This window comes from Pseudomonas gregormendelii, assembly GCF_017114825.1.
Classification (GTDB): domain Bacteria; phylum Pseudomonadota; class Gammaproteobacteria; order Pseudomonadales; family Pseudomonadaceae; genus Aquipseudomonas; species Aquipseudomonas gregormendelii.
In genome coordinates this window covers 81,704-103,743 of sequence record NZ_JADEVO010000015.1, presented here as the reverse complement: position 1 = coordinate 103,743, position 22,040 = coordinate 81,704, and the positions used below count along the sequence as shown (strand labels likewise).

Genomic DNA, 22,040 nt, shown 5'->3' with positions numbered 1-22,040 from the left:
ATGAGTCACTGGCTGTACCTCTCACCCCCCGCCGACGCCGACGCCGAGTGGTCCCTGACCTGGTGGAAGGCCGACGCCCCGGCGCAGCATGGCACCCTGGCACAGGCCGCCGCACAACTGCGCGGTCAGCCGCTGAGCCTGCTGCTGCCGATGGAAATGGCCAGTTATCACCAGGTCAGCGTGCCCGCCCGCAGTGGCCGCTGGCTGCGCCAGGCGCTGCAATCGGCTCTGGAAGATCAGGTGGTCGACGACCTCGACGACTTGCACCTGGCCCACGGCCCGTTGCGCGACAAACAACACTGCGCACTGTTTGCCATCGACCGCGAGCGCTTGCGCCAGTGCCTGGCCACCCTGGCGGCGCAGGACCTGCACCCGGTCCGCGTGCACATCGACGCCGACTGCCTGCCCGCCGACCAGCCCTGCGCTCTTGGCTGGGACCAGCGTTGGTTGATCGGCGGCGCGGCGCCCTTGCGCCTGGCCCTGAGCGACGTGGAACTGCCAGCGCTCGCCCCGCTACTGCCCGGCCCATTGCACTGGTTCGGCGCCCAGGCGCCAAGCGGCATCGACAGCGAGCAGTGGCGCGCGGAAGACAACCCATGGGCCCGCTTGAGCCAGGGCTCGGCGAACGCCATCGACCTGTTCCAGGGCGCGTTCGCACGCCCCGGCAAACGTCGCTGGCCGTGGCGCACCCTGGCCGTGGTGCTGATCATCGGTTGCGCCGCGCAGCTGGTGCAGACCGTGGGCCATCGGCTGCTGATCGAGCAGCGCAGCGCCCAACTCAAACAGCAAAACCTGGCGCTGTGGCAACAACGCTTTCCGGACGACGGCCCGGTCATTGACCTGCCGCGCCAGTTACAGGCCAAGCTGCGCCAGCAAGGCCAGGGCCAGGCCGGGATGACCCGCCAGCTGTCGCAACTGGCCGAGCAATGGGCCGCCAGCAGCGGCGCCCTCGCCGTGGTCCATCGCCTTAACTATCAACAAGGCGAAGGCTGGAGCCTGCAAGTCAGCGCCCCGGACTTCGCCGACCTGCAACAACTGCGTGAACGCCTGGTCACCCAGGGCCTGAGCGTCAGCGCCGAGGCGTCTGTACGCGACAGCCAGGGCGTCAGCACGCGCCTCAAGATCAAGGAACAAGCCCTATGAGCGACGCCCCCGCAACCCCCACCGCAGCACCGTCAGCCGTCGCCCTGTTGCGCCGGCGCTGGCAAACCCTGGCAGCTCGCGAGCAAACGGCCGTACGCGGCCTGGCTGTGTTCATTGGCGTGATAGCCGCGTACCTGCTGCTCTGGCAACCGCCGCAGCTGGCACTGGCCAAGGCCGAGCAGGCGTTTAATCAACAGAGTCGTTTGCAACAGCAACTGCAGGCCCTGCCCGCGCAGCCGCGCGCCAGCACCCAGGCCATCAGCGGCGAAGCGCTGCCGGGGCTGATCACTCGTACCAGCAGCCAGGCACAGCTCAACCTCGAGCGCATGGACAACACGCCCTCGGGGCACATCGACCTGAGCCTGGAAGGGCCTTTGGCGCCGTTTATCGGTTGGCTGGCGGAGCTCGAGCAGCAACAGGTCAAGGTCCTGTCACTGTCGCTGGAAGTCAGCCCGCAGGCCCGGGCCAAGGCACAGTTGCTGCTATCGGGGAGTTAGTCAGGGCGCTGGCTTGACCAGCTCCAGCATCAGCAACGCGGCCAGTTGCGAGCGGGTGAACAGCGATTCGACGTCCAGCCGTTCGCGCGCCGAATGCTCGCCATCGCCGCTGGCGCCAATGCCCACCAGCGCGGTGGAAACATAAGGCGCGACATAGGAAATATCGCCACCACCGCGTAACTCGGCGGGCAGCAACGTCACAGGGCCGTGGCCCAGGCGCTGGCTGATCTGGCTGTAAAGCTCGAACAGCTGCAGGCTGCTGGCGGTGCTCGGCATCGGTGGCAGCACCTGCTCAACATGCAGGGTCGAGGTAGTGCCGGGCAGACTGTCTTTGACGATAGCGGCCATACGCGCTTCGGCCTGTTGTTTTTGCTCGGTGGTCAAGTAGCGCACATCGCCACTGGCGATGGCGGTTTGGGCCACCAGGTTGGTCCGGCCAAAGACACTGCCCGCCCCGCTGGCCTTGTCGTACGTGGCCTCGACCCCAGCCACCAGTGTTCCAGGATTGACGGTCAACCCTGGTTCGCCGACGAGGCTTTTGCGCAGTTGATCGAGAATGCGCGCCAGTTCAAAACTTGCACCCGCCCCCACTTCGTCACTGAAGATGATCGACGAATGCCCCTCACGACCGGCAGCCTCAATCAACCAGTGCGCCGTGCCCCGCCGCCCTACCGAGGCATGGCCGCTCACGGTCGGTTCAAAGTCCAGCACCACATCACTGGCCTTGGCCATCTCGATCAAGGGCTGGCGCGAGACCGCGATCGGTTTGCCGCTGTTTTCCTCATCGCCGGTCAACACCACCGTGATGCTGGCATCGTCCAGCGCGCCCATGGCGTGCAGGGCCTTGAGCGCATACAACAGCACCACCACCCCGCCCTTGTTGTCGATAATGCCCGGGCCAGTGGCGAACCGGCCTTGGCGCTCGAACGTCTGGAACGGACTGTCCTTGGGAAATACGGTATCCAGATGGCCGATCAGCAGCAGTTTTTTCCCGGAGGTGCCCTTGCGCTCCGCCACCAGCATGCCGGCACGCTGCATCGCCGCAGGCAGTTCGATCCAGCGGGTGCTGAAACCGGCAGCCTGGAACTCGGGCTCCAGCAGCTTGCCGACCTCAAGCACGCCTTCGATATTCAAAGTGCCGCTGTTGGTGTTGACCAGGCGTTCCAGCAGTGAGAGTTGTTCGGCTTTTTTGGGCAACAGATAATCGCTGAGCTGGCTATCTTGCAAGCCATAGGTCTGTGCTCCAGCTGCGAGAGGAGATAGCAGCACAAACACGCTTAAATAACCGAGTATTTTCTTACACTGAGACATGGCTTGTTCTCAAAAATTAAATTTCCGTGATCACTGTAAATCCGTTAATTGTTCAGAGGTCCGAGTCCCACACAATTGTCACCCTACCCGAGTAAGTGTCACCAGCGTGCTCGAAGAGTTTTTTTATTTGTACCTCCCCGAGTGTAAATTGCAGAGTCCCCCTAGCACGAATTACAGAATGCTTGTTGTAGATTTTTAAGGAAACTCTGAAAAAGACTTTAAAATCTGGTGAAATACGCCAGTCCCAAGAACTGAACGGTTGAGCCCCGATGAAGCAGATGTCCTTCGCTGACGCCGAATACGCTGGCAAACGCAAACAAACCCGCCGTGAACGCTTCCTGATCGAGATGGATCAGGTCGTGCCCTGGAATGGCTTGGTCAAACTGATCGAGCCGCACTATCCGAAGGGCGAAGGTGGTCGTCCGGCGTATCCGTTGATGGCGATGTTACGGGTTCATCTGATGCAAAACTGGTTCGGTTATAGCGACCCGGCCATGGAAGAATCGCTCTACGAAACCATAATTCTGCGCCAGTTTGCCGGGCTGCATCTGGATCGAATTCCAGACGAAACTTAAGGGAGTTTTGGCTAATAACATTGTTTTAGTAATTGGCCGATCATGCTCATCGACAAAGCCGCTGGGCAGCTCGATCACTAGCATATATGATAAGCCAGAATTATCTCCGGGTCTCCTTATGGAACAACGCGACGCGTTACCGAAATCACAAAACACCGTCACCCGGAAAGGCCCGGTCGTTGAAAAATGAAAGGGCTGCGTTCTTTCTATTTCTCTCGGCACACGCTGCGTTTGTAACCAGCGCTGCCACCCCCCACGTGGGAGTAACTCAATGCGATTACCGCCAGGCGGAAGATCAATATCGACCTTCAGATCATGCTCCACCCTAAGAGTGAACTCAAACGTGATCTGTGAGTCGGACGGCAACATGATGTCACCCATATCGAAATCCTGATGCGGCCCCAAGGTGTAGCTGATGCGCCCAGTATAGGTGCCGTTGAACATCGTCTTCGCTTTGGGCAGACGCAACTCATAGCCAATGTCGAATTGATCGTAACTGAGGTCAGGAATCGGGTATCTGGCGCGTTTGGTACACGTTTCCAGGGCCTGCATTTTCCAGAATATTTGGTATGAGGTCGCATCCCAGGAGTGCTGTCCAGTCATCTCGCAGGGCGCTGCGGCATAACCCCAACCCCCTCCGTACCACAACTTATTGTGAGCATCGAGCACCCCTGAAGAGCCGGGAACCAATTCAGTAACGCTTTGATTAAATCGCTGCTTCACGCCGACACCTGAAATTCTGACATCAATGGACGATACTTCATTATCCTCAACATTGGTCAGCTGCACCGTCTTCCACAGGGTGGGCGCGCTAAACATGGGGCCCTGGCGGACATCATGATCAGCCGCAATAGGCCCTCCAGAAAATTTAACAGGCAGCCTTATGCAGTTAGCCACCTCTGACCCGCAAGCGCTATCGAAAACCGAGGGCGTCGCATTAACCAACTTACCGGTCGCCCCATAGAACACCAAATCTATTTCTTTGGTCACGGCACTGACCGTTGGCGCCCAGACTAAAGAAATAAACACCGCCCAAAAAGAAACCTTAAATAAACTCTTCATAGATAGGTCGCTCAAAATCCCATTCAAGCGCCAGGAGCAGCGGCATTAAAAATCATATTAACGTTACCGTAGTAACTCCCCGGCTTGTACCCCCCAGCCGTCATCTGCGGGACAATTTCCAACTGCACCCGACTCCCCACCTTGGCATCCTGCGCCGAGACAACTTGTTTGTACGTTAGCGCATCAAGCTCTACCCCGTTGAACTTCACTTTCAACTGGATATTGTCCCGCGCATTACCATTGGATAAATACGGCGCACTCACCAACTTGGCGCTCACCGCACCGCCGTCATTAAGCACGTCAAACTCCTTGCGCAAACCGCCCAGGGTCGACCTGCGCACATCCCAGGGCAGTACCTGCTCCTGGTGCATCCAGCCGGGGTCGGTGGGGATCACGTAGAACTGCAAGGTCGGGACGCGCACCGAGACCTCGAACTCGTGTTCCTGGCGGGCGGCCAGCGCAAAGGTGCTGGTCAACAGCAGCACGGTGGTGATCAGTGTCTTGAACATGGCAAATACCTGTGACTGCAGGGCGCCCTCGCCAGTGCGAGGCGCCGGGATCAACCCTTGACCTCGACGGTCTTTTTCTTCTCGCCTTCCACCAGCTTGAAGCGGTATTCACGACCAGCCTGTTTGTCGAACTTGAACTCGCGCCCGGCCAAGATGTGGTGCTTGGTCACCGGATTGCAGTCCTGTTCACTCTTGCTTGAACAGTCCTTGAACTGATCGACGATCACCACGCTGTTGCCGTTATTGCGCAGCATGTAATGGGTCTTGCTGTCGTCGACCTTGGTATCAAAGCGCGTGTGCTTGGGGCGCACGAAAAAGATCGTGCCGTAACCGGCGAGGATATTGACCCCGGCCGACAACTCCTTTTTGTACTCTTCGCGATCTTCACTCGACACCGCAAACTGGTCTTCCTGCTCCGGCACCACCGGGATAAAGCGCACGCGGAAGTAACGTTCCTGCTCACGCTCGCCCATATACAGCAAGCGGGTGCCTTGCATGCCATTGGCCGGCACGATCAGGCGCGCCGGGCTGGCCATCAGGCCATCGCGGGCCACCACATCGGCCTGGTTCTTGACCGGCACTTCCTGGGGCTTGCCCTCGGCGTCGTAGACGATTTCCAGGATATTGACCTTGACGAAGGCCGTGGCGTCACCGCCGTTGAACACCCGCTTGAGGTAGGTGCTTTTTTCGCCGTCGAGGTAGTCGTAGACCACGCCGACATTGATTTGCGGGCCGGCGTGGGCAAGTAAAGGAAAACAGCAAAAACCAAATAGCATTATCAGGCGATTCATGAGTGAGCCTCGTTCGTTGTATAAAAACTAGAGATCAATTAAACCTCCGAATCCCAGATAACCGTAACGGTGCCTGAGTAGGTAGTACCCGGGTGGTTCGTGAGCATGTTTTTTACTTGCGCCCCCCTAACTTCAAAGTATAATTTTGCTGCACCCCGCACTACATAAAACCCGGGATAAAACACATTATCGGAATGATTCTTATAGAGTGCCCTTCGACTTATTGACAGCCCTTGATTATCGGTAAAACCACTTGGCAAACTAACCCTTACATCCAAAGGCACCTGATCATTGCGCTCATTTTTTAAACTACACAGCGAGGGATTATCCGCTGAACTCTCGCATGCCAGGTACATTTTGAAAGGTGAAAATGTCCATATATGGAATGTTTGATCCCGAAATAACTTACCCGGGAGCCGAGCAGGATTTTGCAACCACGCCTGCCAGCCCCCCTCAGGCAACAGTTCCACCCGATTACCACCCGGCGGAATTTCAACGTGCAGTACATGCCTTACATCCAACGTGAAATTCATCGTGAGCGTATCATCGCTTGGAATCATCACGTCGCCCATATCAAAATGACCACCGGGGCCGATTGTTAAATTTAACTGCCCGCCATATTGCCCCGAGGACATATCCAAAGGAGACGGCAGATCCAGCTCGTAGTTAATATCCAGATAGTTATAATTCATCCAGGGTATAGCGAATGCGGCCGTTTTAGCACAAACGCCAGCCACCGGTGTTTGCCAAAAAAAACCAAACATGTATTCATTACTATAACCAACCCCACCATCACGGCATGGGCGCGGGGCGCCTTGCCAGCCCCTTTGCAACCACAGTTTCTGATGGGACTCACGAAAATCGCCACCACCCACTAAACCATTGACATCATCGGCCACATATTCTGAACCTATACCAGCGATTCGGATTTTTACAAACTTCGATTCCCCCGTTATTTTGTGGCGAATCTCAACAGCCTGCCAATCACTCGGCACTTTAAACATCGGCCCTCGGCGAACCGAATGCCGGACCACAATTTCAGCATTGGACTCAAACTTGATTGGCAACCTTAGGCATTGATTGCGAAACGCACACCAGCCACTGTTCGGCGTCGTATTTTTGAATTTATTCATGTACGGATTTGCAGGATCCGGTGCAAATTTTGCGGTGATATCGATCTGCATAGCCGAAGCCGGGATAACGAAACAGATCAACCCACCACGCCATAACCAGCGGCAAACTCTCGCAACAAAAGTACTTAAACTAGCCAATGGAAATACCCCTTAACAACACTCATGAGGAAAATCATCACCCAGCCTTCTCTGCTTTATAAGTCGCATCCGCCAGGGTGTCCGCCGAACAGCGCAAATCACCGATCATCAACACATCCTGCTCGGTCGGCTGCGCCGCCGGGTCGAGGCGGAACTGGCACAACAACTGGTCGTTGTGGCGCACTTCCAACGTGGGCGCGCTGGCGCTCATTTCCATCGAGAAGAAGCCGTCCACTTCGGTGACGCCACGGCTGGCGTGGTTGATCACGTGGTGGCCCTTGAGCGGGTGGCCTTGCGGGTCGAGCAGCCGGCCAAGCACGGTCAGGGTCTTGCTGACGGTGATCTTGCGGTACTCAACGCCGCCCTTGTTCAGGTGATAGCGGGTACGCACCGGCTGGATGCTGGCCGCCGGCACGTGGTTACCCTCGAAGTCGAAGCTGACCGTGCTGTTGCGGTAGGCGGTGATCGGCACGAAGTTGCGCCCCGGGTGCAGCCGGATGCTGCCGCCGCTGAGGTCGTCGGCGCGCAGGGCGATGTGTTCGAGGTCGGATTCGACGTCGATGATCATGCCGGCGCCATCGCCCCTGGACTGGCTGGTCATGACCATCTGCAGGCCGCTCATGGCGAAGGTGCTGTCCAGGTTCAGGTCGCCGGTGAAGTTGCCGTTATAGGACGAGCGCTGGGCAAAGGCATCGCCGCTGACCGCCTCGGTGAGGAAGCTCGCGGTGCCGGATACGCCGACGCCATAGGTATCGGTGCTGGCGGTGGCGGAGACGCTTTGCAGCAGGTGATCCTGCAGGGTCTTGCGATAGGTGACCGAGGCATTGTTGTCGCGGGCGCCGTCACGGGAGGTGCGCGAGCCGATACTGGCGCTGATCTGCTGGCCGGGGCCACCCAGGGACAGGTTGAGGCTCAGGTCGACCCCGCGATTGCGCTGGTTGCCGCTGCTGGAACTGCCCGGGCGGTCAAACAGCGACAGGCGCCAGTTGCCATCGCTGCCAAACAGGAAGGTGCGCTGGTTCCAGCCCAGGTCCAGGCCGACGCCTTCGGTGTAGCCGTCGCTGTGGGAGATCCGTGCATTGAGCGAGCTTTTCTGGCTGATGCGGTGGTTGACCGACAGCGAGGAGTTGCTGGTCTGGCCGGTGAACACGTTGCGCTGGCGGATGCGCGTGCCGTCGGGCAGGGTTTCGTAGGTGTTGCGGGTGTCCAGCCAACTGCGGGTATGGCTGGCGATGAGACTGCCGGAACTGTAGCTGTAGAGGCCCTGCAAATCGACGCCGGTGCCGTAGTCCTGGGTTTGATAGAGGTTGGCATAGAGGCTGACGCTGTCGGCCAGGCTCCAGTCGACCGAGGTGCCATATTGCAGGGTGTCGCGGACCTGGCGTCCGGACAGGCCGACCACCACCCGCGGGTGCAGCAGGTAGTTCAACGCGACACCGGCGGTCATGGCGTCGTTCTTGTCGTCTTCCCAGTTACTCAGCAGCTTGGTCTCGCGCCCGGCGAACAGGTTGTAGCGCCAGCGTTCGTCTGGGTTGCGCCAGTTGTTGGGCTTGTACACCAGCTCCTGGCTGGTCGAAGTGATCTGCCCGTCTTCGATCAGGCGCACTTCGACTTCGTAGATACCGCCGGGCAGCGGCCGGGTATCGAGGGTCTGCAAGCCGGCGGGCACCGGCTGGGTGTTGATCAACAGGCCGTCGCGATAGATCTCTACCGAACCCAGGCGATTGGCGGTGACATAGATCGGGTAGACACTCGGGGTCGAGATGTCGATGGCAAGGCTGTCAGAGCTGCCGTACATGACGCCCAGGGCGGTGTCCGGGCTGTTGCCGAAGGTTCGCGGCTGGCGGCTCAAGCCTTCGGAGGCGGGCGTGAAATAGCCCAGGCGCAGGAAGTTGCCCTGCAACTCGCGCTGGCTGTACAGCTCGTGCACCGAATGATAGAGCTGGTCATCGCCGCCGCCCATGCGCGCCAGTTGCATGTTGAAGTTCTGGGTCCAGTTGCCCAGGCTGCTGCTGGCCTCCAGGCCGTAGCGCCCGCCCAGGTCCTGCTGCTGGCCGCCGTTGAGGTTCAACTGGTTGCGCACGATCAGGCCGGTACTGCCAGCGCGTGGCTGGTCGTAGAAACGCGGCGTCTCGCTGTCACGTTCGGCGCGCTCGGTGGCAATCGACACCAGCGAGTTTTCCAGGCTGTAGTGCACCGCGAGCATCTGCTCCGGGCAACTGCCGGCACAGGCCCCCAGCGGTACGCCCTGTTGCAGGTAGGCCGCCCAGGTGTCGCGTTCATTGGCCGGGACCCGGCTATCAGCGACGTCGGTAAAGTCCAGCAGGGTGATGCGGTCATCGCGCGACAGCACGATCATCGCCTCACCGAGAAATTGTTGATCGACCTCGACGCGAACCGCCAGCGGCACATCGAAAAAGTGTTCCTCGAATTCACTGGGCAGACCCTTGGCCTGGGCCATTAAACTGCGAGGCGTGGTGCCGATGGCAGAGGGGGCCGCGAGCGCACCTGCACAGAAAAAAAATGCAAGCGCCGCCGCGATGGGCGTCATCGGGAACATGCAGGGAATTCTCTTGGCGTAAGTCAAAGTTGAAACGGGCTGGCGGAGCCAAGTGGCTCCCCAGCCGCGTGAGGCAGCCGTTAATCAAACGCTTGGGCTATCAAGGAGCAGGAACAGGCGCGCCGGGCTCGAAGATCAGCGCCACGGTGCCGGTGTAGTTGCCTTCGGGATGACGACCCGAGCCGGCGAGCGGCACTGGCTTGATTTCAAATGCTACTTGGCGGCCCGCCAAGGCATCTGCAGCGTTAACCACTTCGTCGCTGGTGGTTTTTACTTTAGTGCCGTTGACAAACACGTCCAGCTTGATCTTGTTGGCGCCGCTGATCAGCTCCGGCTCCGAGACCAGCTTGGCCTTGATGCCGGCCGTGGTACTCAAGACCTCGAGATTTTTGCTCCAGTCAATCAGTTGCTTGCGCTGGGTATCCCAGCGGATTTCCTGAATGGAGCTCCAGTCTTCGCTCGCTGGCGGACGGACATGGAAAGTCGCACCCGGCACATTGGCCTTGAGTTGAATAGTGATAGCCTCTTCCGTTGCGGCCATGGCCAGGGAAGAACTCATCAGTACAGCAACCGAGGAAAGGGAGAACGCAAGTTTTCTGAACATATTTCACTACCTGTGATTGAGAGAATCGCTAGTTAAGTCAAAACGATCCAGCCATGTAAAACGGGCACGTTAGATCCACGGCAAACTTCAAGATGTTCCAGATGGTAACCCACCACATATAAAAATTTCAGACCGTCGATATAACGAATATTTCCCATTGGCTGTTTGACCCCACAAAGATAAGCAGAGCGCACCAAGGCGCCTTTAGGAAAAGTCCTAGAAAGCAAATAATAAAAAATACCAATCTTTTACTTACAATCAATTCTGACAGACAAGTACTACACGCCCCCAAAATCTCGTGCTTGCCTTATCCAAGATATGCCTATTATCCGCTTGCGCAGCGGCAAGATAGAGTAATTATTCAAATTAGAGTATTTGTACAAAATACCGACGTCGACCATATGATTATGGTGATTTGCAGCACCTTTCGGAATTAGGTTAAATCGCGCAGCGCGGTGAAATGACCAAGTCTGAACGAGACGCCTGCAGGCCCGATCAGACAGCGCAGCTGAGGCAGTGGCCTGCCGCGCCAACGTCGCCTGAGTCAAAAAAACTAATGGAGCTCAAGATTGCCGTGAGCAACCTGGTAATAAGCCGTATAAGGCAACAAGACCACATCAAATACGGCCGAAGCCATGATATCGAACAGTATAAAGGGCGTGTCATTGACATGTAGTCCACGCACACCGGCTTCAGCGCGCGGAGGGCCATTCAACACACATAAATCATAAACAAAGCCACTGAATACGCGAGGCAAGGCGGCACAATTGGTCTGTGACCACTTGAGCGTAGAGACCACTACAGGATCAGGAACAAAGACACTGTTGATAGTCCCGCACCCTGAGAGGCCAAACAGCAAACAACATAGGGATAAAAATCTCACGCGGACACCTACACTATCATTGACGACATTTGATCAAGGCTTAAAAAGTCATAACATTTTACGCATGCTTTGGCTGGTCACCTGATAGCCCGACTCATCGTAAAGGCGCCGCGCACCCGCATTATCAAAGTAAACCTCCAGCGCAATCGAGCGCACGTCCAGGGTCACAAAAAACGCTTCGATTTCCCGCATCGCCAATTTTGCATAGCCTTGGCGCCGGTAGGGTTCATGGATCACCAGGTCGAATATGAAACCTTCACGCCGTTCCTCTTCGACCACCCCAGCCCAGATGGCGCCTACGCACTCACCCAGGGCCCTGTCCTTGATATCGAACAGATAGTTGTCCGCAGTCAGCAAACCCTCGGGCAGCAACTGGGCAAAGGACGCCTCGGCCAGGGCCGGCGCCCGATCAATTTCCCACTCGCCGGTGCGCTGCATCTGCGCGGCGAAATCGGCAACGCTGTAAGCCTTGAAACGCTCGAATGAAGCGGCGGACATGGGTTCCAGGACGATCATCATGTTGCCCCCAGGCAGAAACTCTTTCAGTAAGAAAACAGGAGTGGCTACAGCCAAACACGATACACAACTAAAACAGAAGAAACCAATACAGCAAGTGATTACATATTACTTTATATTTATTGCTTCACTCCCGCAGAATATAACGAGGGCTATCGCAAAATATGACTTGCATCTATCAGATTATTCTTAACAACGGAACTTGCACGGGATTTAAATGTAAATCATGCCCAACCGGCCTACTGCACTGATAAGCATGTAGACGGCCGTTATCGCAGTAATGAATGGGTACATCAGAAAGACAATGGGTGGCAGTCAGGCTGCCTTCGCTGGCAAGCCAGCTCCCACAGGGATCGCACCCACGCTGAACGTATTCACGCCATCGCGGGAAACACAACTTACCCAAAACCTGTAGAAGCCAGCTTGCTGGCGATGGACTCAAGTACGCCGCATTCAGCCAGCCCACACGCGTTATCGTTAACGACCATCGCCAGCAAGCTGGCTCCTACAGGGGAACGCGTACAACAAGCCAACCTTTAGCCTTTCGGCAACGTGTCAGCGACCCGCCGCATCCAGCGTATAGCGCCCGGTGTTCTGGCGAATGTCCGGTTTTAGGGGGCCGTTCTGCTGGCTGAAGACAAAAGTGCCACGCTGGTTGGATTCACACACCAGGGTCCATGTGTAGTTCACCGGCTCACCTTGATACGTTTCTCGCATGACCAACTGACCCAGGTCGCGCGTATATTTACGGTATTCATATTCGCCAGTCGAAACGATCGGCTTTCCGAGCACTTCAAGTTGATAAGTACCATCATTCAGCGTTAGCCGAACTTGATTACCGGCATTGGGATTACTCGGCGAATAAAGTGGATCGGCCACATTGATCATGGTCTGATTGACCAGTGAGTCCGGCATGTCACAGCTGGCATTGACCTGAGACGCCAGGCCGGCGAGCAATGATAGGGTTATGACACGAGATAGCATCAGAGGGTCTCCAGGCAAGTAGGGAATGTTACTAGAATGATGGTGGAAAAAACGGGGCGAACATCTGGATGGCATTTTAATTTCCATGCAAAGCTGCGCACCGACAAAACCCGACGAGCATTAGCGCAAACATTCTTTATATCTATAGGATTTCTCTTACTTCTTAACGACGGAGGTTTATCCACGTAACCTCAAATATATGCGCGCGTTTTCCGAGGCGTGGCCCGACTCGGAATTTGTGCAACAAGCTGCTGCACAATTGCCTTGGTATCAGCAGGAACTGGGTGCGGGTTGTGCCTTCGTCGGCAAGCAAGTGCTACTGGCCGTAAGCGGTGACGAGTTCTTCATCGACCTGCTGTTTTATCACCTGAAGCTACGTTGCTATGTGGTGATCGAACTCAAGGCTGGCAAGTTCAAACCTGAACATCTGGGTCAGCTTGGTTTTTACCTGACTGCCGTGGATGCCCAACTCAAGCACCCACAGGACGGCCCGACCATCGGTCTTCTGCTGTGCAAGAGCAAGGTCGTGGCCGAATATGCCCTGCGTGATAACGCCCGGCCCATCGGCGGGGCTGAGTACCAATTGGTGGAGCCCCTGCCGGCCGAGTTGCAAACCAGCCTGCCGAGCATCGAACAGATCGAGCGCGAGTTGGCAAGTGAGGCTCATCCTCAGAGGCTTGGAGGACGGTGCGCCAGCAGAGAGCAGACCTATACATTTGATGGCCGCAACCGCGTGCAAACACTGCGGCTGTAAGTATCTCAGCCTCACGGATAGCGCCTGAGCAAAGCTTGCGTATGCCAGACGACGGAATTTATTGCGCAGGGATGTTCTGTAGTACAAAGGCATTTGCCAATGTTCGAGTTGACACATCACAGCGCCGATAACCGGTTACTTGCGTTTTTTCGGTGCCAACAACTCGGAGCGGCCAATCTGTACTCGCGTGTTTTCTGCCGCTGGCGGCCCTGAGAAACCCGCTTCTGTGATGGCGGTATCCAGCCCTCGAAATTGCTGGGCCGCTTTCGGACTACGTAAGGTCTCCATCCCTTGGTTCCAGGCATGCACCATCGGTTTGGCCACATCACGCCAGGCGGGTTCGTTCTTCACCGCTTCGATCACTTCTTTTCCCACGGCGAAGGGAGATATTTCAAAACATATTTATCGCGCTCGCGGTAGTGCTTGGCAACCATTTTCCCGCTGACTTGAACGTCCAGGGTCATGAGCCCGAAACTCCGGAACGCTGTTCGGCGAGGATGTCCTCAACCGTGCGCTCATGGCCGGCTCTCACCAGTTTCAAGTTATACCCGGCGGCCTCCAGTAGCCGAACCAAGGCCGAGACACTCATATCACCTTTGGCCATGGTCTCCATACGTGCCACTGTCGAACGTGAAACACCCGCATGGCTAGCCAAGGCTTCCTGGCTCAAATGCGCCTCGCGTCGAGCTTGTTTTAGCATTTCAGCCACATCAAACAAGGTGGTCATTTGTAGCCCTCAAGCATCAAAAAACGCAGGAAATACGATTAATGCAGCCCCAGAGACACAACATCGCAAGACCGGCAATCGCTTCAGCGAACGGCATATTGCAGCCCAGAAGCCACAAATAAAGCTTAGCCCATTGATTATGTAGCCCCTGAGCCTCAATTTTCAGGCGTCCAGTCAATGGGCATTGCTTAATTAAAGCGACAGCGACCTGCTGCCCGATTGGCCCTCACGGATAGCTAAACGATCTCACCAACGTCAACTCCCCCACCGCCCGCATCGGCACCACAAACGTCTCCATCTTCTCGTTCGGCGTCCCTTCCTCCGTAATTACCGTCACCTGCGCCCTGGTCAGCGGTTGCACGGCATCTTCCTGACCTTCGTCATCGCTGCGGTACCCGCCGCCGAAGTAATTCACGTACACCAGGTATTGCCCCTTGATCGGTGCCGGCATGGCGAAGATTTCCGGGCCGTAGCCAGTGGTGACGTCGACGTCGAGCGCCGCGCCGTTCGGGACGGCGCGGTCGCCGTACCAGATGTGGGCGCCGTCCGGGGTGATGAGGTGCAGGTCCAGGTCGGTGTTGTCGCTGTCCCATGCCAGCAGCACCCGCAGCTTGGCCGGGGTGGCGCCGCCGCTGGTGTTGAGGAATTGAGTGCGGTGGCGCTGCTGGCCGTCGGGGCTGCGGACTTCGACGCTGTTGCTGCCGTTGGGGAATGAGAACGGGCGATCGAAGCGGCCGGCGTCGTCGATCTTCAGGGGCATGCTGACGCCGTTGACGATCAGGCGGCCTGGTTCGGTGGATTTGGGGGTGGCCTTGATCTGGCCGCTGATGCGGGCGGTGTTGGCCTGGCCGGCTGGCGTGTTGACCGACGAAGCCGGGTAGTTGACGGTCTGGCGGAAACGCTCGCCGTCCCCCTCGGGCGCACCGGTGCGCCAGCCGCCGACGGGGGTGTCGAGTTTCACGGCGCTCTGGGCCGCCACAATTGTCGGCAACAGGCAGAGGAACAGGATGATCGGTGAATAACGGAGTTTCATGGCCTATTCCAGCAGCAGGTGACGGGCAAGCCCTTCGATGTAGGTTTCGTCCTGGCCGTTGGGATGTGCTTCAAAGGCCAGGTGCAGGTATTCATGAGTCAGGTCGAGACGATCCTGCAGCGAGAGCACGCCGCGCACATAGAGCCGCTGGCGTTCGCGGTCGACGTAGGGGCGGCCGAACGCCAGGCGGCAGACGGCGAAAGTGCTGACTTCGTTGTAGCCGACCTCGCTGTCCAGCCGCGCACGCCAGCCTCGCCGCTGTTTTTGCAGCCAGTCCTGGGCGGCGGGCAGGGCTTCACAGGACGCGACCGGGTTGTCCCAGCGGCTGAGGCTGGCGCGCGGGTAGGCGTGCAGCAGGATGGCGTCGTAGCGCTGGCCGGCGTTGGCTTGTTCGACGGCTTGTTGCCAGGAGAGCTTGTCCGGGCCGGGCTGGTCGGAGTGATAGGTGACGGTACTGCCGGCCAGCACCAGGTCGCTGGTCCACGCGGCGATGTTGCGCGATTCGGCGGTGGCGGGGCGTGGGGCGACGCGTTGACGGGTGCTGCTGTCGTCGATGCTCAGGCAGTCGCCGCTGCGGGTGGCGTTTTGCAGCAGGTAGGTGCGGATCGCGATGGCCAGGGCTTTGGCCGCTTCAACCGGTTCGGATTTGGCTTCTCGCTGCAGGACACGGGCGACGTATTCTTCGCGGTCCAGGCGCGCAACGAGTTTGTCCTTGAGCAGAAACAGCTCACCGTCGCTGTGGATATCCAGCTGATTGCCATTAGCGAACTCAACGCGATAGTCGCCCTGCAATGGCCCATCGGCAACCACCCGATCCGCCGCCAGAACGCGCCCGATCGGATAGCGTGAAAACAGACCAACCTCAACGCAACGTCCCGCATCCAACGGCCAACCCACCGGCAACACTGCGGCCAGGGCCTGGCCATGTTTGCGCAGAACCATCTGACTGGTGCCGCGCCCACCGGCCCAGATCGGCGTGCCATCCACTGTCCATCCGGCAAAACCACCCTGGCGCGACGACGGATCCTGATCGCCCAGCCAGCTCCAGGTTTTCACCCGCAACCGGCCGCCGAGTTCACCGACGAGATTGCCGTCCGCCGCGTTCAACACCACATCGAGCAACACCCGCCGCGCCTGATCCTGCGCGGGCATTACGGCCAGCATCCGCAGCAAGTCAACGACCGGAACCCGGGTCGAAGGCTGCAAAGACGGCAAGTTCAGCAACCACTGCGGTGCCTGCCGTGCCTGCCAATACGTGCGCCATTCAGCGCCCGCAATGCCCAACCGCGCAGGCTCAAAGTACAACCCGCAGGATTTCACCAGCGCCTGATCACGCCCGATCTTGCCGCCAGCCGTGCAGCAATACACTTCTTCCTTCGACTGCCCGCGACATTCATAAGGTGGTTCATGGGCGCCGGTATCCACCAGCCAGGCGTAGACAAACAGCTTCCACAAACTCCCTAACGGCGTCTGCAGATCTGAAGGCAACGGCTCGCGGGAGATCAATTGCGTCCGGCTCAACGACAGCAATTCACCCTTGAAGCCCAGCCGCAGCGGTTCGTCCTGCGCTGTCGCCAGCGCAGGGAGCAAACACAGCAGTAGCCAGACCAGAGGCCGGGTCATGTCAGTGGACCATGACCTGGCCAAGCGCCGGTTTCTGTTCCTGGGCCTGGTGCTGTGGCGCGTAGATCTGGGTGAAGCGCACTGGCGGCAGGTTGAACTGGCCTTTCTGCGAGAAGCGCACCAGGTGACGCACGCGCAATTCGCCGCTCAAGGCATCCACTGGAATCGCGTAAGCCATTTGCCCCGGTTCGAAACGCGCCTTCTCCAGCGAAGTCGGTTCGGTGCCGGCCTTGCCCATCAACTTGATGCCCCAGGTGGTGCGCTCGACATCGGCGCCCGGTGGCAGCGGCACTTCGATCATGCCGTAGCGCAGCGGTTTCGACGCTTTGCTGGTGATGATCACTTCGTCCAGGTACAGGCTGTCGCTGGACAACGGCTTGCCGTTCACCGGCTCGAGCTTGAAGGTGAAGGCTTCGTCACCGGGCACCAGTCGTGACAAACGGCGGGTAACGGTCACGGCCAATGGATCGGCAGGCGGCTGCCGCGTCTGGAAACTCAGCGCGGCTTTTAACGGCCGCTCCTGTGTCCCGGACAACGCCAGCACTGTCGGCACCGGCGTAGCGCCCTGCCACGTCCAGTACAGCTCACCGGTTGCGCCATGCTGTTTCTTCCAGCCGTCTCCCGGTGCCAGCGCGATGGTGGGCGAGGCCTGTTCAATGCTGCGCGCCAGCCAGGTCAGCGCCAAAGCGCGTTCCAGGGTGGAATGTTGCGGCAGCAGGCGTTGCAGCAAGGCTTGCGCCTGGGCCTGATCGAAGGGTTGCAGCGACAGGTTCAATGCTTCGACAAAGGGTTGTGAACTGACCTCCAGGCGCTGCCGGGAGTCCGCCAGCTGACGATTGAACGCCTCCGGCAGGCTGACCTTCAGCTGGTTGGCCAGGGACGCCGCCAGCACTCGAGCCACCGATAGGCCCAACGCCGAATCCGGATCGCCCATGACCAGGCTGTCTTGAGCGTCGTCGAGCATGTTCGCTGCCGGCCCCTCGCCTGCTTGTGTCAGGTCTTCCAGCAACCCGCTGAGCAAGGTGTTCACCGGTAATTGCATCTGCTTGGCGAAAGCCAGAATCAGCGCCCGCTGCAGCAGTGGCGTGTGCTTCGCTTGCTTGGCGTAAACCTCAAGCACCCGCTGCCAATGCTCCGGCGGCAGGGTCAGTTCCAGCGCTTTGCTGGCGTACCAGTCGGCGTAATAGGCGTAAGCGGTGAGGAAGGCGTCCGGTTCCCCATCCTGGCCCCACCAGGTGAAACTCGCCGAAGGACCGGCCATTTGCACCAGGCGCAGACGGCTGTTTTGCATGATCAGGCGCAAGCGATCGCGGACCTGAGGGTTCGACGACAGCGATGGATAGGCGATGCTCAATGGCAACAACTGGCTGGCGGTTTGCTCGACGCCGCCGTACGGATAACTCAACAAATCATCGAGCGCCGAGCGGAACAACGCCTGCGGACTGTCATCCAGGCGCAGGCGAATATCCGTCGCGTCCGCCGGCAAGGTCAGCGCTGTATCACCGCGGAGCGCGTCCACGACCTGGCTCTGGGTGACCTGCCAACCTTCACCGGTCGCGGTCAGGCGCACCGCCAGGGCGTCGGCGGTTTTACCGTCCTGCACCAGTTCGGCGGTCCAGTCGCCACTCACAAGCGCAAACGCCGGCAACGCGATGTAGTTGATGCCGTTGTTCAGGGTCACCGGCACGCGCTGGTCGGCGCCGCCGTAATGAATCACCAGCTCAGCCTTGACCGGTTTTTCGGCTTGGCTGAAAGCGAACACACCGAGTTCCGGTTTGTCGCCGGTACGGAATCGGGTCGGGCCGCTCCACTTCAGGTACAGCGGTTTTTCCGAGCGCACGAATTGTTTCTTTTGCCCAACCTGCCCGTCATCAGCGATGGCCCGGGCGGTGATACGCCAGCGAGTCAGCGAGTCCGGCATCTTGAAGGTGAAACGGGTTTTGCCGCTGGCATCGGTCACCAATTCAGGCTGCCAGGCGGCAGTGTCGACGTCTTCACGACGCGGGCGCTCCAGCACCTTCACCCCGCGTTCGCTGCGGTTGGCTTTGCCCGGCGCGCCTGGGCTGCCGGGCAATGCCACGTCGTAGCTGATGAACGACAGGCTGGCGCTGGTACGCACGTTGTTGCGGCGCGGGTGGTAGAAGAACTGGTCGATGGTCGGCGCGACTTCCGGTTGCAGCGCGTAGATCATTTCATCGACGACGCTGACCGTCAGGTGCGCCGCAAATGGCTTGCCGGCGAACTGCGTGGACAGGTCAACCGACACGGTATCGCCCGGCTGGTACGTCTCTTTATCGGTGGCAATCGCCACGTCGATTTGCGGCGTCACCACTTTGATGCCGGCGTTCTGGAAGCTGTACTGACCGCCCTTGGTGTAGAGCACGGAGAATGTCAGGTTCGGTGCAAAGTTATCCTTCACCGGGATACGCGCGCGGTACTGGGTCTGGCTGAGTTTTTCCATCTTCAGCCAGTCACCGCCCCGGGACAGCAACGCGGTGGCCTCGACCTTGTCACGCTCCAGGGACAGCAGTGCATCGCTGACCGGTTCCGGGAAGGTGATCAAGGCGAGGGCTTCTTCGCCGGTCTTGTACTCGGGTTTATCGAGGACAATTTCCACAGTGCCCGGCACGGCTTTGACGCCCTCGCCGGTGACCGAATGACCGGTGGCGCCGACGACGCGGCCATGCGCATCCTTCAGCGTCAGGTTGTAGGTGCCCGGACGGTCGAATGCGATAGTGAAGCCTTGGTCTTTGGCGCCGAGTTTGCCGTCGCCGGTGGTCTGGTCTTCCAGGCGCACCCAGCTGTAGCTGCTCGGGGTCACGGCTTTGCTTTGCTCGCCAGCACTTTCGTTGGCGTAGCCGAAGGCGACCTTGTCGCCGACGGCGCTGAAGCGCTGCGGTGCACGCAAGCTGAAACTTGCAGCACCACGGTCGATGAGGATTTCCTTGGTGGTCCTGACCCGATACGCCGCGCCATCGCTGGCGAACACCGTGAGCATGTAGCGGCTCGGTTTGTCGGCGGCCGGCAGGTCGAGGGTCGCGTTGCCCTTGGCATCGGTGGTCAGTTCGGTGCTGGTCAGCTCAATCGGGAATTGCCCGAGGTATTGCAGCTCGTTGTCGACCATCGACAACTGCTGGGCGCGCAGGCTCAGGGTCAACTTGGCGTTGGCCACCGGTTTGCCGTCCGGGTACAACAGCACGAGACTGCCCTTCACCGGCTCGCCCGTACGGTAATCCTGCTTGGCCAGGTTCAGCGAGATTTCGAAGTGCGGCTTGATGTATTCGGCGACGCGAAAGGCACTGCTGTAGGCCTGATCCTTGTAGCTGAAACGCAATTCATAACCGCCCGCCACTGCGTTTTCCGGCAGCTGGAAACGACCCTGGGTACCGGATTTGGAGTCGAGCTTCAGAGCCAGCGATTGCAGCGCCGTGCCGGTGGCGTCAAGCACGATCACGTTGACGTCGGCAGCAGTCGGCGCCAGGGAATCCCGGGCGTTCTTGAACTCGCGGCCGACGATTTTCAGCGACACCCAATCCCCCAGCCGGTAAAGCGGCCGGTCGGTAAACGCATAGAGTTTGGTGTCGTAGATTTCGCTGTCGTAATAGAAGTTCTCGGAGACGAAAACACCGCCCTCCTCGTCCTCGCCGATCACGAACGAACGCTCAGGGCTGACGTGTTTGAGGCGCAGCAAACCGTCGGCGTCGGTAGCGCCGCTGCTCATCACGCCGAGACCATCGGTCCACAGCACGTTAACCTTCGGCACCGAGCTGCCTTCCTGTTTGCGCGCCGCCCAGACCACCAATTCATCACCGGCAATTTTGCTCACGGCCACGGTGTTGGAGACGAACACCATGGTGGTTGCGCGGTACTTGCCGATCAGCGCCTCCACCAGGTAAAGACCCGGCTTCAAATGACCCAGCGGGATGTAGACGTTGCCCGTAGCGACGCTGACAAAATCGCTGGAGGAACCGGCCAGGTTGACGCCTGGCGGCGGCTGGATCGGCTTGGCTTCCCACAGCGGGTAGCGGAACTGGCTGACCACCGGCAAGCCCGGAATCAGGGCGAACTGCGGCTGGGCATCGTAGGGCGTGGGCGCAGCCATGGCGGCGCCCATCTTCAGCTCCGGTACTTCCTCGGTGACCTGTTTACGCGACTCGTAGGAAAACGCTCGCTGCATCACCCGACGGGACTTGCGATACCAGTTATCCCACAGGTACGCGAGGGTGTTCGACAGGCCTTCGCCCTTGAACTGGCCATCACTGACCACTCGGTGCAGGTTCTTCTGGCGCTTGAGAAAGTCCAGCGGCTTGTCGATGCGATACACCCGGATATCCGCGCCGCCATAGGGCTCCATGCGAAACCGGCGGTAATCGCGCCCGGGGGCTTCGAGCCGAACCACTGCGGGTTCGTCGCTGGCAAAACTGCTGTCGGCCAGCAGGAAAAAACTTTCGCCGGCCACCGGCGTGTAGCCACTTGGCTGGACGCTGTCTTCAGCATGAGCCACCGGGAAAGGCAGCATCACAACCAACAGCAAAGGCAGAAAGCGCAGCATGCGGGCACCGATCATTGGGAGAGAAAATTCAGTCGATAGACGCCGATGAAGTTGGGATTGGCTGCGTCGGGTATCCATCGGGTGTCCTTCCATGTCATGAGTTGCTGCAGGCTCGCGGAGCGCATGCCGTTGTCAGTCGGGGTGGTGGTGCCAGTGTGATAGGCAATGTGGCGGCCCATCCAGATCATCAGGTGCTGGTCGTCACCCTGATCAAAAAACATCAGGTCGCCGGGCCGGGCCTGAGCCACGTCACGGCCAACCAGATGACTGTTGAACTGGATCAGCTTGATCGCGTTGACGTAGGGCCCGACCTTGCCGCCACCTTGCTGCCACTGTCGGGCCAGGCCACGTTGCGCCTCACTCAGTTGCAATTCCGGCGGCAGGTAGCGATTGGACAGGCCATTGCTGCGCAGCCATTTGTCGTCATGCATCTTCAGGGCTTCGTTGGCGGCAAATCGAACCAGCCCGGCGCAGTCCTGCTGATACCAGCGGGGGCTTGGGCCCTGCACCAACTGTTCCTGGGCGATGCGTACGAACCAGGCGCGAAACACCTGGGACTGCTGTGGATCGAGCGAGGCCGCGTCGCTGGCGAACACGCGAGTGCCCAAGAGCATCGCCACCAGGCCAAGGCTGCGGACAAGCAAG

Annotated in this window: 17 protein-coding genes and 2 pseudogenes; 4 read left to right on the top strand and 15 right to left on the bottom strand. The window is 58.9% G+C overall.

Translation table 11 applies throughout. The features are described 5' to 3' along the window. Positions 1 to 1,143 carry a type II secretion system protein GspL gene (gspL, locus tag IMW75_RS12850; RefSeq protein ID WP_205892799.1) on the top strand — a complete coding sequence of 381 codons (1,143 nt, stop codon included), beginning with the start codon at positions 1 to 3 and terminating at the stop codon, positions 1,141 to 1,143. Next, positions 1,140 to 1,640: a type II secretion system protein GspM gene (gene gspM, locus IMW75_RS12845; RefSeq protein ID WP_205892798.1), complete on the top strand. Its 501-nt coding sequence runs from the start codon at positions 1,140 to 1,142 to the stop codon at positions 1,638 to 1,640. Before gspL ends, gspM begins: the two co-directional genes overlap by 4 nt. Here gspM and IMW75_RS12840 read toward each other — a convergent pair whose 3' ends face one another. After that, positions 1,641 to 2,867 (bottom strand): M20/M25/M40 family metallo-hydrolase, encoded by a 1,227-nt coding sequence (locus tag IMW75_RS12840; protein WP_205892797.1) that lies wholly within the window; start codon positions 2,865 to 2,867, stop codon positions 1,641 to 1,643. 353 nt (positions 2,868 to 3,220) lie between these two features. Here IMW75_RS12840 and IMW75_RS12835 point away from each other — a divergent pair. After that, a pseudogene (locus tag IMW75_RS12835) lies at positions 3,221 to 3,523 on the top strand (transposase); the annotation flags it as partial. 1,088 nt (positions 3,524 to 4,611) lie between these two features. Here the strand turns inward: IMW75_RS12835 and IMW75_RS12830 are convergent. The 8 genes from IMW75_RS12830 to IMW75_RS12795 form a co-directional block, all read right to left on the bottom strand. Beyond that, complete coding sequence (locus IMW75_RS12830; RefSeq protein WP_205892796.1) at positions 4,612 to 5,097, bottom strand: CS1 type fimbrial major subunit; 486 nt, start codon at positions 5,095 to 5,097, stop codon at positions 4,612 to 4,614. A gap of 50 nt (positions 5,098 to 5,147) precedes the next feature. Next, entirely contained in the window at positions 5,148 to 5,888 is a 741-nt protein-coding gene (locus tag IMW75_RS12825) for a molecular chaperone (protein ID WP_205892795.1), read from the bottom strand. Positions 5,889 to 5,926: 38 nt separating this feature from the next. Beyond that, positions 5,927 to 7,072: a hypothetical protein gene (locus IMW75_RS12820; protein ID WP_237142272.1), complete on the bottom strand. Its 1,146-nt coding sequence runs from the start codon at positions 7,070 to 7,072 to the stop codon at positions 5,927 to 5,929. Positions 7,073 to 7,196: 124 nt separating this feature from the next. Beyond that, positions 7,197 to 9,719 carry a TcfC E-set like domain-containing protein gene (locus tag IMW75_RS12815; protein WP_205892794.1) on the bottom strand — a complete coding sequence of 841 codons (2,523 nt, stop codon included), beginning with the start codon at positions 9,717 to 9,719 and terminating at the stop codon, positions 7,197 to 7,199. Positions 9,720 to 9,819: 100 nt separating this feature from the next. Then, entirely contained in the window at positions 9,820 to 10,323 is a 504-nt protein-coding gene (locus IMW75_RS12810) for a CS1 type fimbrial major subunit (RefSeq protein ID WP_205892793.1), read from the bottom strand. A 553-nt stretch (positions 10,324 to 10,876) separates the two neighbouring features. Then, the gene (locus tag IMW75_RS26920) at positions 10,877 to 11,122 is read right to left on the bottom strand and encodes a YceK/YidQ family lipoprotein (protein ID WP_269082863.1); all 246 of its coding nucleotides are present in this window, start codon (positions 11,120 to 11,122) and stop codon (positions 10,877 to 10,879) included. 132 nt (positions 11,123 to 11,254) lie between these two features. Beyond that, positions 11,255 to 11,725, bottom strand: coding sequence for a GNAT family N-acetyltransferase (locus IMW75_RS12800; protein WP_205892792.1), 471 nt, complete (start codon positions 11,723 to 11,725; stop codon positions 11,255 to 11,257). 552 nt (positions 11,726 to 12,277) lie between these two features. Further along, entirely contained in the window at positions 12,278 to 12,706 is a 429-nt protein-coding gene (locus tag IMW75_RS12795) for a hypothetical protein (RefSeq protein ID WP_205892791.1), read from the bottom strand. Between the two features lie 181 nt (positions 12,707 to 12,887). On the opposite strand from IMW75_RS12795, the pseudogene IMW75_RS12790 reads away from it, so the two are divergent. Continuing rightward, positions 12,888 to 13,460: pseudogene (locus IMW75_RS12790) on the top strand (PDDEXK nuclease domain-containing protein); the annotation flags it as partial. A 135-nt stretch (positions 13,461 to 13,595) separates the two neighbouring features. Here IMW75_RS12790 and IMW75_RS12785 read toward each other — a convergent pair. From IMW75_RS12785 to IMW75_RS12760, 6 genes are all read right to left on the bottom strand, one after another. Beyond that, entirely contained in the window at positions 13,596 to 13,823 is a 228-nt protein-coding gene (locus IMW75_RS12785; protein WP_237142271.1) for a hypothetical protein, read from the bottom strand. A gap of 97 nt (positions 13,824 to 13,920) precedes the next feature. Beyond that, positions 13,921 to 14,187 (bottom strand): helix-turn-helix domain-containing protein, encoded by a 267-nt coding sequence (locus tag IMW75_RS12780; protein ID WP_205892790.1) that lies wholly within the window; start codon positions 14,185 to 14,187, stop codon positions 13,921 to 13,923. Between the two features lie 226 nt (positions 14,188 to 14,413). Further along, positions 14,414 to 15,220, bottom strand: a complete 807-nt coding sequence (locus tag IMW75_RS12775) for a YfaP family protein (RefSeq protein ID WP_205892789.1) — start codon at positions 15,218 to 15,220, stop codon at positions 14,414 to 14,416. A gap of 3 nt (positions 15,221 to 15,223) precedes the next feature. Next, on the bottom strand, positions 15,224 to 16,843 hold the full coding sequence (locus IMW75_RS12770) for a DUF2300 domain-containing protein (RefSeq protein ID WP_205892788.1): 1,620 nt from the start codon (positions 16,841 to 16,843) through the stop codon (positions 15,224 to 15,226). 1 nt (position 16,844) lies between these two features. Beyond that, complete coding sequence (locus IMW75_RS12765) at positions 16,845 to 21,410, bottom strand: alpha-2-macroglobulin family protein (protein ID WP_205892787.1); 4,566 nt, start codon at positions 21,408 to 21,410, stop codon at positions 16,845 to 16,847. Continuing rightward, positions 21,407 to 22,009 carry a DUF1175 domain-containing protein gene (locus IMW75_RS12760; protein WP_205892814.1) on the bottom strand — a complete coding sequence of 201 codons (603 nt, stop codon included), beginning with the start codon at positions 22,007 to 22,009 and terminating at the stop codon, positions 21,407 to 21,409. The genes IMW75_RS12765 and IMW75_RS12760 overlap by 4 nt, the downstream gene beginning before the upstream one ends. Between the last annotated feature and the right edge of the window lie 31 nt (positions 22,010 to 22,040).

Bases quoted from the DNA above. Each gene is read 5' to 3' on its own strand.
- IMW75_RS12765 (WP_205892787.1), bottom strand. From the start codon at position 21,410: ATGATCGGTGCCCGCATGCTGCGCTTTCTGCCTTTGCTGTTGGTTGTG.
- IMW75_RS12770 (WP_205892788.1), bottom strand. From the start codon at position 16,843: ATGACCCGGCCTCTGGTCTGGCTACTGCTGTGTTTGCTCCCTGCGCTG.
- IMW75_RS12825 (WP_205892795.1), bottom strand. From the start codon at position 5,888: ATGAATCGCCTGATAATGCTATTTGGTTTTTGCTGTTTTCCTTTACTT.
- IMW75_RS12820 (WP_237142272.1), bottom strand. From the start codon at position 7,072: ATGCAGATCGATATCACCGCAAAATTTGCACCGGATCCTGCAAATCCG.
- IMW75_RS12800 (WP_205892792.1), bottom strand. From the start codon at position 11,725: ATGATGATCGTCCTGGAACCCATGTCCGCCGCTTCATTCGAGCGTTTC.
- IMW75_RS12780 (WP_205892790.1), bottom strand. From the start codon at position 14,187: ATGACCACCTTGTTTGATGTGGCTGAAATGCTAAAACAAGCTCGACGC.
- IMW75_RS12830 (WP_205892796.1), bottom strand. From the start codon at position 5,097: ATGTTCAAGACACTGATCACCACCGTGCTGCTGTTGACCAGCACCTTT.
- IMW75_RS12810 (WP_205892793.1), bottom strand. From the start codon at position 10,323: ATGTTCAGAAAACTTGCGTTCTCCCTTTCCTCGGTTGCTGTACTGATG.
- IMW75_RS12775 (WP_205892789.1), bottom strand. From the start codon at position 15,220: ATGAAACTCCGTTATTCACCGATCATCCTGTTCCTCTGCCTGTTGCCG.
- gspL (WP_205892799.1), top strand. From the start codon at position 1: ATGAGTCACTGGCTGTACCTCTCACCCCCCGCCGACGCCGACGCCGAG.
- gspM (WP_205892798.1), top strand. From the start codon at position 1,140: ATGAGCGACGCCCCCGCAACCCCCACCGCAGCACCGTCAGCCGTCGCC.
- IMW75_RS12815 (WP_205892794.1), bottom strand. From the start codon at position 9,719: ATGTTCCCGATGACGCCCATCGCGGCGGCGCTTGCATTTTTTTTCTGT.
- IMW75_RS12795 (WP_205892791.1), bottom strand. From the start codon at position 12,706: ATGCTATCTCGTGTCATAACCCTATCATTGCTCGCCGGCCTGGCGTCT.
- IMW75_RS12760 (WP_205892814.1), bottom strand. From the start codon at position 22,009: ATGCTCTTGGGCACTCGCGTGTTCGCCAGCGACGCGGCCTCGCTCGAT.